At 61.8% G+C, this 11,524-nt stretch carries 14 protein-coding genes; 8 read left to right on the top strand and 6 right to left on the bottom strand.

Annotated features, from left to right (window positions below):
- Positions 1-52: 52 nt before the first annotated feature.
- The 5 genes from VWZ81_RS01595 (at position 53) to VWZ81_RS01575 (ending at position 4,028) form a co-directional block, all read left to right on the top strand.
- The gene (locus VWZ81_RS01595) at positions 53-928 is read left to right on the top strand and encodes a TIGR01459 family HAD-type hydrolase (RefSeq protein ID WP_416541881.1); all 876 of its coding nucleotides are present in this window, start codon (positions 53-55) and stop codon (positions 926-928) included.
- A gap of 146 nt (positions 929-1,074) precedes the next feature.
- Positions 1,075-1,518, top strand: a complete 444-nt coding sequence (locus VWZ81_RS01590) for a MaoC family dehydratase (protein WP_416534992.1) — start codon at positions 1,075-1,077, stop codon at positions 1,516-1,518.
- Between the two features lie 75 nt (positions 1,519-1,593).
- Positions 1,594-2,526 (top strand): bifunctional riboflavin kinase/FAD synthetase, encoded by a 933-nt coding sequence (locus VWZ81_RS01585; protein WP_340546243.1) that lies wholly within the window; start codon positions 1,594-1,596, stop codon positions 2,524-2,526.
- Positions 2,523-2,993, top strand: a complete 471-nt coding sequence (locus VWZ81_RS01580) for a YcgN family cysteine cluster protein (RefSeq protein WP_340546244.1) — start codon at positions 2,523-2,525, stop codon at positions 2,991-2,993. The genes VWZ81_RS01585 and VWZ81_RS01580 overlap by 4 nt, the downstream gene beginning before the upstream one ends.
- On the top strand, positions 2,994-4,028 hold the full coding sequence (locus tag VWZ81_RS01575; protein ID WP_416541880.1) for a threonine aldolase family protein: 1,035 nt from the start codon (positions 2,994-2,996) through the stop codon (positions 4,026-4,028).
- A gap of 67 nt (positions 4,029-4,095) precedes the next feature.
- On the opposite strand, the gene VWZ81_RS01570 is transcribed toward VWZ81_RS01575, so the two are convergent.
- Positions 4,096-4,998, bottom strand: coding sequence for a LysR family transcriptional regulator (locus VWZ81_RS01570; RefSeq protein WP_416541312.1), 903 nt, complete (start codon positions 4,996-4,998; stop codon positions 4,096-4,098).
- Between the two features lie 92 nt (positions 4,999-5,090).
- Here VWZ81_RS01570 and VWZ81_RS01565 point away from each other — a divergent pair, with 92 nt between their 5' ends.
- Entirely contained in the window at positions 5,091-5,519 is a 429-nt protein-coding gene (locus VWZ81_RS01565) for a hypothetical protein (protein WP_416541879.1), read from the top strand.
- A gap of 114 nt (positions 5,520-5,633) precedes the next feature.
- On the opposite strand, the gene VWZ81_RS01560 is transcribed toward VWZ81_RS01565, so the two are convergent.
- Entirely contained in the window at positions 5,634-6,488 is an 855-nt protein-coding gene (locus VWZ81_RS01560; protein WP_416542440.1) for an alpha/beta fold hydrolase, read from the bottom strand.
- 215 nt (positions 6,489-6,703) lie between these two features.
- On the opposite strand from VWZ81_RS01560, the gene VWZ81_RS01555 reads away from it, so the two are divergent.
- Positions 6,704-7,723, top strand: coding sequence for a ribose-phosphate pyrophosphokinase (locus VWZ81_RS01555; RefSeq protein ID WP_340546248.1), 1,020 nt, complete (start codon positions 6,704-6,706; stop codon positions 7,721-7,723).
- 138 nt (positions 7,724-7,861) lie between these two features.
- Positions 7,862-8,239 carry a GFA family protein gene (locus VWZ81_RS01550; protein WP_416541878.1) on the top strand — a complete coding sequence of 126 codons (378 nt, stop codon included), beginning with the start codon at positions 7,862-7,864 and terminating at the stop codon, positions 8,237-8,239.
- Here the strand turns inward: VWZ81_RS01550 and VWZ81_RS01545 are convergent.
- The 4 genes from VWZ81_RS01545 to VWZ81_RS01530 all read right to left on the bottom strand — a co-directional run bounded on the left by VWZ81_RS01545 (position 8,236) and on the right by VWZ81_RS01530 (position 11,521).
- The gene (locus VWZ81_RS01545; RefSeq protein ID WP_416541877.1) at positions 8,236-8,586 is read right to left on the bottom strand and encodes an H-type lectin domain-containing protein; all 351 of its coding nucleotides are present in this window, start codon (positions 8,584-8,586) and stop codon (positions 8,236-8,238) included. The genes VWZ81_RS01550 and VWZ81_RS01545 overlap by 4 nt on opposite strands.
- Before the next feature lie 183 nt (positions 8,587-8,769).
- Positions 8,770-9,183, bottom strand: coding sequence for a F0F1 ATP synthase subunit epsilon (locus VWZ81_RS01540; protein WP_340546251.1), 414 nt, complete (start codon positions 9,181-9,183; stop codon positions 8,770-8,772).
- 11 nt (positions 9,184-9,194) lie between these two features.
- Positions 9,195-10,619 carry a F0F1 ATP synthase subunit beta gene (gene atpD / locus VWZ81_RS01535; RefSeq protein ID WP_340546252.1) on the bottom strand — a complete coding sequence of 475 codons (1,425 nt, stop codon included), beginning with the start codon at positions 10,617-10,619 and terminating at the stop codon, positions 9,195-9,197.
- A gap of 20 nt (positions 10,620-10,639) precedes the next feature.
- On the bottom strand, positions 10,640-11,521 hold the full coding sequence (locus tag VWZ81_RS01530) for a F0F1 ATP synthase subunit gamma (RefSeq protein WP_340546253.1): 882 nt from the start codon (positions 11,519-11,521) through the stop codon (positions 10,640-10,642).
- Between the last annotated feature and the right edge of the window lie 3 nt (positions 11,522-11,524).

Below are 11,524 nucleotides of genomic sequence, written 5' to 3'. Positions count from 1 at the left end.
CAGGCTCTGGCATAGCTTGAACAGCCGAAATCCCATGTGAAAGACCTGTCCCATGACCCGACTCATTGCCTCCCTCGCCGAGGTCTCAAGCCAGTACAAAGCCCTGTTTGTCGATCTTTGGGGCTGTGTGCACAACGGTATCACCGCCTACCCCGAGGCCGTCGCTGCCTTGCAGGCCTTTCGCGCGGCAGGCGGTGTTGTTGTGCTGGTGACCAACTCGCCCAAGCCAAGGGCGGGGGTTGCGGCACAGCTTGGCGACTTCGGCGTCCCTCAGGATGCCTATGACACCATTGCCACCTCCGGCGATTCCGCACGCGCCGCCATGTTCAGCGGTGCCGTTGGCCGCAAGGTCTATTTCATGGGGGAATGGGAGCGCGATGCCGGCTTCTTTGAGCCGCTGAAGATGCTGGACGATCCGATTGATGTGACCCGCGTTCCGTTGAAGGAGGCCGAGGGCATTGTCTGCTGCGGCCCCTTCGATACGCAGGCCGACCCGGATGTGAACCGCCCCGACTTCCTTTATGCCAAGCAGATGGGGCTGAAACTACTCTGCGCCAATCCCGATATCGTGGTTGATCGCGGCGAGACGCGCGAATGGTGCGCCGGGGCGCTGGCGCGGCTTTATACGGAAATGGGCGGCGAGAGCCTGTACTTCGGCAAGCCCCACCCGCCGATCTACGATCTGGCGCGGCGGCGTCTGGCGGAGCTGGGCCTGGATATCGCCGACCGTGACATATTGGCGATCGGTGACGGCCCCCACACCGATATCTCGGGCGCAATGGGCGAAGGTCTGGACTCACTCTTCATTACAGGTGGACTTGCAGCAAAAGAGACCAAAACCGACCACCAGCCCGATGAAGCCGCGCTAAGCACCTATTTGGAAAAGGAAAAATCTGCACCGACCTATTCTATCGGCAGATTGCGCTAACGGAGAAAACACTTGCCTTTCTGCGACTGCAAAGTAATAAAGTTGCCGTAACAAGTCTGCATTTGCCCGATTGTTTCAGGTTCGACCCGCAACCCATAGACAGCACCGCGCAATTTTTCGCAGAGCAACGGCAACAGGAGAGGCATATGTTGGACAATTTTCCGCGCGGAACGATCTGCATCGAAGATATCGAAATGGGGATGGTCCGCTATCTGCGCAAAGAGGTGACGGACAAGGATATCGAGATGTTTGCCGAGGTCTCAACCGACCATAACCCGGTGCATCTGGATGAAGATTACGCGCAGGACACCATGTTTCAGGGGCGCATCGCCCATGGGATGCTGACTGCCGGGTTGATCTCTGCCGTAATTGGCGAGCAACTGCCCGGCCATGGCACCATCTACATGAGCCAGTCCCTGAAGTTTCTTGCCCCCGTCCGCCCCGGCGATCTCGTGCTTGCGGAGGTCGAGGTGACCGGCATCGAGATCGACAAACGCCGGGTCAAGCTGGATTGCCGCTGCATGGTGGAGGGCAAGAAGGTGCTGGTCGGCGAAGCCATGGTGATGGCGCCGTCACGCAAGTTCGACTGACGCGATGGCCGCCAAGCTGTGGCGCCCCGTGGCATGGCTCTTGCAAGCGCGCCCCGGCGCAGCTAGGCAGTGGCCATGCGCATTATCCGTGACTTTCAATTCGTAGATCCAAAGGATCGTGGGGCCTCTGCCGCCATCGGCAATTTCGATGGTGTCCATCGCGGCCATCAATCGGTCATCGACCTGGCCCGCGACGCTGTGCCCGAGGCGCCGCTCGGGGTCCTGACCTTCGAACCTCACCCGCGGGAGTTCTTCGCCCCCGATGCCCCGCCGTTTCGCCTGATGTCGGCCGAAGCCCGGGCATCGCGGCTGGAAAAACTGGGGGTGGAGCGTCTCTACCAGTTGAATTTCAATGCCGCCCTCTCCGGTCTCACGCCCGAGGGCTTTGCCCGCAAGGTGATTGCCGACGGTCTAGGCCTGCGTCATGTCGTCGTCGGCTCGGATTTCTGTTTCGGCAAGGGTCGCGCCGGCTCTGCCGACGATCTCCAGCGTTTTGGCGACCAGATGGGGTTCGGCGTCACCGTGGCGCCGCTGATGGAATATTCCGAGGACACGGTCTCCTCCACCGCCATCCGCCGCGCGCTCAGCGACGGGCGGCCGCGCGATGCCGCCAATATGCTCGGCCATTGGCACCGGATCGAAGGCGAGGTCATTGGCGGCGAACAACGCGGCCGCGAATTGGGCTATCCCACCGCGAACATGTCGATCGACGGGCTGCATCAGCCCGCCTTTGGCGTCTATGCCGTGCTGGTCGATGTGCTGGATGGCCCCTATCGGGGCAGCTATCATGGCGCAGCCTCCGTCGGAGTGCGCCCGATGTTCGATGGCAGCCATCCCAATATTGAAACCTTCCTGTTCGATTTCACCGGCAACCTCTACGGCGCGACGCTGTCTGTGGGGCTGGTCGAATACCTGCGCCCGGAAATGACCTTTGACGGGCTGGAGGGGCTGCTGGCCCAGATGGACGCTGATTGCATCACGGCGCGCCAGCTGTTGGCGGCGCTATGAGCCAGGGCATTGACCGCAACGGGCTGGGCAAGCGCTTCTGGGAAAAGAAGCCGCTGACAAAGCTCAACAACCGCGAGTGGGAAGCGCTCTGCGATGGCTGTGGCAAATGCTGCCTGAACAAGCTGGAGGATGAAGACAGCGGCGAAGTGGCGCTGACCCGGGTTGCCTGCCGTCTGCTGGATGATGCCACCTGCCGCTGCGCCCATTACGAGAACCGCCATCAGTTTGTCCCCGAATGTATCGTGCTGAAGCCCGACAATCTGGACACCCACGCCTATTGGATGCCACAGACCTGCGCCTATCGCCTGCTCTGGGAAGGCAAGCCGCTGCCCGACTGGCACCCGCTGATCACCGGTGATCCTGCAAGCGTGCATGAGGCCGGTGTTTCGGTGCGGGGCTGGACCGTATCGGAATTCGACACTCCCGAAGAAGACTGGGAAGAGCATATAATCGAGGAGCCGCTCTAAATGCATTTCGCCTCTGACAACTCCGGTCCGGCCAATCCTGAAATTCTGGCAGCCCTTGCAACGGCCAACACTGGCTATGCCATGGGCTACGGTGCAGATGACGAGATGGCACAGGTCACCACCCGCATCCGCGAGATCTTTGACGCCCCGGACGCAGCGATCTACCTCGTCGCAACCGGCACGGCCGCCAATGTACTGGCCCTTTCGACCCTGTCGCAGCCCTGGCAGACGCTGTTCTGCACCCGACAGGCCCATATCAACGTCGATGAATGCAACGGGCCTGAGTTCTACACCGGCGGCGCCAAGCTGACGCTGGTGACCGATGCTGACAAGATGACCCCCGCCGATCTGCGCCAAGCCCTTGAGGGCGAGGAAAATCGCGGCGTCCACGGGCCGCAGCGCGGTCCCGTCTCGATCACGCAGGTGACGGAATTTGGCACGGTCTATTCGGTCGAAGAGCTGCGCGCGCTCTGCGAGGTTGCAAAATCCTACGGTCTGCCGGTGCATCTGGATGGTGCACGTTTCACCAATGCGCTGGTGACGCTGGGCTGCACCGCCGCCGAGATGACCTGGAAGGCAGGCGTGGATGCGGTGTCTTTTGGCGGCACCAAAAACGGCTGCATGGGGGTTGAGGCGGTGATCTTCTTTGACCCTGCCAAAGCTCAGGAGTTCGAATATCGCCGCAAACGCGGGGCGCATCTGTTCTCCAAGCATCGCTATCTGTCAGCGCAGATGCTGGCCTATCTGACCGATGATCTCTGGCTGCACAACGCCCGCGCGGCAAATGCCAAGGCAGCGCGTCTGGCGGACGGGTTGCGCAGCAAAGGCGCCCGGTTCAGCCATGATCCGCAGGCCAACATGATCTTTGCCGCCCTGCCACGCGCCACCCACCAGCGGCTGTTCGACGCCGGCGCGGTCTATCACCTTTGGGACGGCGGCCTGGAAGGCGCAGCGGACGAAGAGGTCACCGCGCGGTTCGTCTGCGACTGGTCCATAGAAGACGACCAAATAGACGCGTTTCTCGCGCTTCTCTGACACATATCGCGGTTGGGCCGCCACCTCCTAATGGGACGCCGGTTTGCCGCCCACCGGCGGCTCCCGGTCACATCGGCTCAGCGGTCATCGCAGGCCCGCCACCCGGAGCGCTGCCACCCCCGGCGCCAGCACCCATGAAGCTCTGGCGGCTCAGGAAATGCCGCGCCATAGCGTCGGCAAATCCTGTTTTGCGATAGCCGACACCAACCACCCGCGTTACCGGGTCGACGTCCGAAATCTCCCGCAGCACAATGCCCCTGTGAGCATCGCCATGGGACATTGGCATCAGCGCCATTCCCAAACCGGCAGCCACCAGATCCATCAGCTGGGCATCATGTATCGCGCTGGCCGCCACCCGCAGCCCCGTCCCGCCGTCATCCCGCGCCAGTTCAGCCAGATACCGGTCCGCGCTGGGGCAATAGGGGCGCGCAATCAGGGCCTCATCCGCAAGATCTGCCAGCGTCAGCTGCGGTTTTGCCACCAGAGGATGCCCGGAGGGCAGACCGAGACCATAGCGCTCCTGCCAGAGCGGATGAAAACCGCAGCCCCGTGGCAGGCAGCTCTCAGCCGCAAAATGCAGATCCGCCTGCGTGGGATCCTCGGTAAACTGAAACTGCGCCTGTGGTTCCGCCCGCCGGATCCGGGCCAGCCCATCCTCAAATGCCGCCATCAAGACGTCGGGCGCGCAGAACACCCTTACCGTTTGCGCGACATGCCCCTTTAGCCGCGCCTCAAGCTGGCTCATCTGCGCCAGCACCCCACCTGCCTGCTGATAGAGTTCGTGCCCGAGCGCGGTTGGCGTCAGACCATCCCGACCGCGCCGAAACACCGGGCCGCCATACCGTTGCTCAAGTCGGGCAATTGCCGCCGAGACCGAGGGCTGGCGCACCTCGCAGGCCCGTGCCGCAGCACTGAAGGTTCCCATTTCATAGGCAGCCCGGAAATATCGTAGCGGTGTCAGATCATCCATAGCTTCAAACTATAACATGGATAGCCTCCAGAGCAATTCCCTATAGTCGGTATCTTTGCCATCCTGTCGGCACCACTCAACAGGAGAGCATCATGTCCGCAACCACCCTCGCCCCCGCGCCCCAAGCCGCAACCGCCCCCGAAATCGAGCAGTTGCTGCGCCTGTTCGAGGCAGGCGACCCCGCCCTGATGGGCTTTATCGCGCCGGATATCGATTTTCGCATCGACCATTACCGCGACAGCGATGGCGTCGACGTCAGCTGGCAACAGGCCACCGATATCGAGGGCTTTGGCGTGATCCTGTCCCGGCTTGGCCCCGAAGTTTTCCCTCAGGGAACAAAAATCGTGGATCTGACATCACAGGATCTGGGGGATGGCTGGTATAACACCCGGTTCCAGCAGCGCTATCACTACGCCGTGCGGGATCGTATGGTGGAAAGCGTGACCTTCATCCTGTCCCATCAGAAGGACGGCAAGATTGACTATTTCCGCGAAACCGTCACCACGGTGACCGATCTCTGAGGCCAACTCACGCGCCCTGACGTCGCAAGCTGAAAAACCCGAAGCCGCCTCTGGCGCGCTTCGGGTTCTTGCTACGGGAACGCCCGCTCGGGGCCGCGCAGCATCGGTTAGGGCCTAGGCCTGCGCCAGCGCCACGTCCGGCCAGAAGCTTTGCAGCAGAGCCGCCGTCTCGGCCGGATGTGTGATCGGCAGCATATGTCCCGCCGCCTCGACCCTTCGGCAGGTCACCTCCGGCAGTCGTGCGGCAAGAGCGCGAATGACCTCATGCATGATGGGCTGGCTTTTGCCGCCATCAATCAGCAGACAGGGCATCGTCAGCAGCGCCAGCTTTTCCGGTTCCAGCACGCCCAGCATATCGTCGTAGATCTGCGTATCGCAGGCCATGACCGCTGGAAAACTGCGGACCATGGCGCTGCGGGCGCTTTCGGGCAAATCTGGCCATTTCGGATGGCCTGCTCCCCAGGCCCGGTTGAACAGGCGAGTCGCCTGCTCCACATCACCGTTGAGATAGGTTTCGCGAACGGTCATGTGGTCCCGGCGCAGCGCCTCAAGCGCCTCGGGATCGGTCGTCGTCGCTGTCCCCAGCGAAAAAAACACAGGTTCGATCATCACCAGAGAGCGCACCAGGTCAGGCCGCATCTGCGCCATTGCCAGCGCCACCGTGGCACCAAAGGAATGGCCCAGCAGGTCAATCGGCCCGTCCTTGGCCAGATTCTCCGACTCGATCAGGGCCAGCCCGGCCTCGGCATTGCGCAGTTGCAAAAGCCCCTCACCGTCCCAATCGGGACTGCGCCCGTGCGACAGCATGTCGAAACTTGAGATCGTCACATGTTCTTCCAGAATGGTCGCCAGACCACGCCAGGCACCGGAATGGGCAAGGGAGCAATGGACTCCCAGAACCTGCCGATTGCCGCGACCAAAGGAATGGGTGACCACGGGCTGCGCCAGCCCGGCCGAGATTTCCGCCATCATGACTGCCCTTTTGCGGTCGCGATGCCACCGTCAACCAAGGTCCTTCTTCGCTGCTCCTCTGCGCAACTCCAGCAGGTTTCCCCTGCCCTGTCGTTTGCCACCATGGGCCTGTTCTCCCGCATTAAATCTAGGCGCGACGGTACGCCCATGCTAAGCGGGGTTCAACATCACGAATCTGTCACACTGCCATTGCTGCCTGGGGATAACAGCCAATGCCGACTTTGAACGAACCCAAGCTGATTGCTGGGAACGCCAATCTTCCGCTTGCCGAAACCATTACCCGCCGCATGTCGATGCACCGCGGCGTTGATCAGGGCCTCGTAGATGCCCGGGTCGAGCGGTTCAACGACGGCGAAATCTTCGTCGAGGTTTATGAGAACGTCCGCGGTGAGGACATGTTCATCATTCAGCCGACCTCGAACCCGGCCAATGACAACCTGATGGAGCTCTTGATCATCGCAGATGCCCTGCGCCGCTCCTCTGCCCAGCGTATCACCGCCGTGATCCCTTATTTCGGCTATGCCCGCCAGGACCGCCGCACCAAGGCCCGCACGCCGATCTCGGCCAAGCTGGTGGCGAATATGCTGACCGGTGCGGGCATCGAACGGGTTCTGACAATGGACCTGCACGCGGCCCAGATCCAGGGCTTCTTCGATATCCCCGTCGACAACCTCTATGCTTCGCCGATTTTTGCTCTGGATGTGAAAAACCAGTTCAAGGACAGCATGGACGAACTCATGGTCGTGTCACCGGACGTCGGCGGTGTGGCCCGCGCCCGTGAACTGGCAAAGCGCATCAACGCGCCTCTGTCGATCGTCGACAAACGCCGCGAGAAAGCCGGCGAGGTCGCCGAAATGACCGTGATTGGCGATGTCACCGACAAGATCTGCCTGATCATCGACGACATGTGCGACACAGCCGGCACCCTGTGCAAGGCGGCGCAGGTGCTGCTCGACAATGGGGCCAAGGAGGTCCACGCCTACATCACCCATGGTGTGATGAGCGGCCCGGCTGTTGAGCGCGTGACAAACTCGGTGATGAAATCGCTGGTGCTGACCGACACCATTCAGCCGACCGAAGCGGTCCTTGGCGCGCCGAATATTCGCATCCTGCCGACCGCGCCCTTGTTCACTCAGGCCATTCTCAATATCTGGCACGGCACCTCCGTGTCCTCTCTGTTCGAGGACAAGACGCTGGTTCCGATCTACGAGTCGCTGTCGCGCAACGGCTAAACCGCGCCGCCAATCGGCCAAGCTCTTTGACCCCACACCCGGAACCCGGCGCGTGGGGTTTTTCGTCTTGCCGCTATCGACGGCACGCCGCCCAGCACGCTAGGCTTGGCGCGTGGCTTAAAGCGGGGAGGCAGGAGGATGCAGCACCATCAGGGCAGCTGCCTGTGCGGCGCCATCCGTATCAACGCCTCCGGTGCGCCGCTCCGGGTTGGCATCTGCCATTGCAGCGACTGTCGCAAGCACCATGGCGCGTTGTTCTACGCGGCTGCGATTTTCCCGGCATCGGCTGTCACTGTTGATGGCAGGCCGCAGCATTACAGGGGGCGCCATTTCTGTGGTATCTGCGGCTCGTCGGTTTTTGCCCGAAGCGGCAATGAGATCGAACTGCATCTGGGTGCGCTCGAAACCACGGACGGGCTGCTGCCAAGCTATGAAGGCTGGTGCCTGCGCCGCGAGAGCTGGCTGCCCGCGTTTCCGGGTCTGACCCGTTTTGACCGCGACAAAGACCCGTGTTAGGGAACGTCCCAGTCATCGGCAAAGGGCAGCGTTCCGATCGCCAGCCAGGAGGCCCGGATCCGCGCGACGCGGCTGTCATTCCAGGTGCGAAACACCACGTCAAATCCTTGGTGGGTGACCTTCTCGGCGACCAGCTCCGCCCGGATGGCGGCCCCTGAATCGATGTCCACCAGCGAGCTGGAGAGATGCACCGCAGGCAGTTCGGCAAAGGGCTCGGAAAAGCGCACCTCGCGACGGCGTTCGCGCGGGCCGGTTCCGGTCCACATGCTGCCGCCATTCTCGAACTCCGAGAAGATCTCGATATCGCCCTGATCCACCCCAAGGCGGGGGCTCTGTACACGTTTCATACTGTTTCCGCCCCCTGAACCCCTGCCCGATCTCTTCCCTGCCCGCTCTGCGCACCGCCCGACCTGCGCAAAGCCTGGTGCACAGGGCGCGGGCGAGTGCGCCGCCTGTCGTGCAACTCTGCCAAAAAACAAAACCGGCCCGCAAGGGGCCGGTTTATCGTGTTTTGCCATGGCTCTGACGGATCAGAGGCTCATGTGGGTGCCCAGGGCTTCCATGTCAGCGAGCAGCTTGGCCGCGTCTTCAACGAGACCATGCGGTTGATCGGTTTCCTGCACGGTCTTGTAGGTCGTGCGGGCCTCTTCAATCAGCTCGTCCAATTGCGCGCGCGTCAGCTGGTCCATGGGGATTGCCTTCTCAGCAAGGACAGACAGACCGTCAGCGCCGATTTCAGCAAAGCCACCGGTGACCAGATATTCCGATGTGCCTTGCGGGCCTTCAACCCGCAGGACACCCGGACGCAGCGTGGTGATGGTCGGCGCATGGTTGGCCATAGCCGTCATGTCGCCTTCCGCGCCGGGGATCATTACCGCGGTCACCGGGAGCGACGCCAGGCGGCGCTCCGGGCTCACGAGGTCGAATTGCATCGTATCAGCCATCAGGGCCCTCCTTAGGCCGCGTCAGCAGCCATTTTCTCGGCTTTAGCGATCACCTCGTCGATGCCGCCAACCATGTAGAAGGCGCCTTCGGGCAGGTGGTCGTATTCGCCAGCCACAACGGCTTTGAACGACGCGATCGTGTCCTCAAGCGGAACCTGCTTGCCGTCTGCGCCGGTAAAGACCTTTGCAACGTCGAACGGCTGGGACAGGAAGCGCTGGATCTTACGCGCGCGGGTCACGGTCAGCTTGTCCTCTTCGGACAGTTCGTCCATGCCGAGGATCGCGATGATGTCCTGCAGCGACTTGTAGCGCTGAAGGATCTGCTGAACGTCGGAGGCCACAGCATAATGCTCTTCGCCCACGATGGACGGGTCCATCAGGCGCGATGTGGAGTCGAGCGGGTCAACAGCCGGGTAGATACCCAGTTCCGAGATCGAACGGTTGAGAACGGTGGTCGCGTCCAGGTGGGCAAAGGTGGTTGCCGGTGCCGGGTCGGTAAGGTCGTCCGCGGGAACATACACAGCCTGGATCGAGGTGATCGAACCGTTCTTGGTGGAGGTAATGCGTTCCTGCATCGCACCCATGTCGGTGGCCAGCGTCGGCTGGTAGCCCACAGCCGAAGGAATACGGCCGAGCAGAGCCGAAACCTCGGAACCCGCCTGGGTGAAGCGGAAGATGTTGTCCACGAAGAACAGAACGTCGGTGCCCGACTGGTCACGGAACTGTTCCGCCAGGGTCAGACCGGTCAGAGCAACACGGGCACGCGCACCCGGAGGCTCGTTCATCTGGCCGTAAACCAGGGCCACCTGCGATTCTTCCAGGTTATCGGGCTTGATAACGTTGGATTCGATCATCTCGTGGTAGAGGTCGTTGCCTTCACGGGTCCGCTCACCAACACCGGCGAACACGGAGAAGCCCGAGTGCACTTTTGCGATGTTGTTGATCAGTTCCATGATCAGAACGGTTTTGCCAACGCCGGCGCCGCCGAACAGACCAATTTTACCACCCTTGGCGTAGGGGGCCAGAAGGTCGATCACCTTGATGCCGGTTACCAGCACTTCGGATTCGGTGGACTGGTCGCTGAACTCGGGTGCGGGCTGGTGGATCGAACGGGTCTCCGCTGCGTTCACCGGGCCCTGCTCGTCCACGGGCTCACCCACGACGTTCAGGATGCGGCCCAGGGTCGCGTTGCCGACGGGGATCGAGATCGGTGCGCCGGTGTCGGCAACAGCCTGACCGCGAACCAGACCTTCGGTCGCGTCCATCGCGATCGTACGGACGGTGTTTTCACCGAGGTGCTGGGCAACTTCCAGAACCAGGGTCTTACCATTGTTGTCGGTGGTCAGCGCGTTCAAGATCGCCGGCAGGTGGCCGTCGAATTGCACGTCCACAACGGCGCCGATGATCTGGGTCACCTTGCCTTTTGCATTTGCCATGTTTCGTCTCCGGTTTTCTTTTAGAGCGCCTCGGCGCCCGAAATAATTTCAATCAGCTCGTTGGTGATCACGGCCTGACGCGAGCGGTTGAACTCGATGGTCAGCTTGTCGATCATCTCGCCCGCGTTGCGGGTCGCGTTGTCCATCGCGCTCATCCGGGCACCCTGTTCGGAGGCCCCATTTTCCAGCAGCGCTGCAAAGATCTGCGTTGCGACGCCGCGCGGCAGCAGGTCGGCCAGAATGGCCTCTTCGCTGGGCTCGTAGTCATAAACCGCAGAGCTGGTCGCAGCCGCGTCTTCCGTGGCATCGAACGACGCCGGGATCACCTGCTGGGCTGTCGGCACCTGGGTCACAACGTTCACGAACCGCGCATAAAAGAGCGTCGCAACGTCGAATTCCCCGGCATCAAAGCGGGCCAGAACGTCCTTGGCGATGTCCTGCGCATTGGCATAGCCAACACGTTTGACGTCGCTCAGATCCACGTGGCCGACAAAATATTCGCCAAGGTCGCGCTTCATCGCGTCCCGGCCTTTTTTGCCGACTGTCAGGATCTTGACAGTCTTACCCGCCGCCTTCAGCGCCTGGGCTTCCACCCGGGCCAGCTTGGCGATGTTGGAATTGAAGCCCCCGCAAAGCCCGCGTTCGGCGGTCAGCACGACCAGGAGATGAACCTGGTCGCTACCGGTGCCGGCAAGCAGTTTGGGTGCAGAATCGCTGCCACCGACAGATGCGGCGAGCCCGGCCATAACGGCATTGAACCGTTCGGCATAGGGACGTGCATCTTCGGCGGCCTCTTGGGCGCGGCGCAGTTTTGCGGCCGCGACCATCTGCATGGCCTTGGTGATCTTGCGGGTCGATTTGACCGACGCGATCCTGTTTTTAAGGTCTTTAAGGTTAGGCAACGC

It is taken from the genome of Phaeobacter sp. JH20_34 (assembly GCF_048056095.1).
Classification (GTDB): Bacteria; Pseudomonadota; Alphaproteobacteria; order Rhodobacterales; family Rhodobacteraceae; genus Phaeobacter; species Phaeobacter bryozoorum.
Note: the sequence above shows the minus strand (reverse complement) of the source record. Positions and strands in the feature narration are given on the sequence as shown.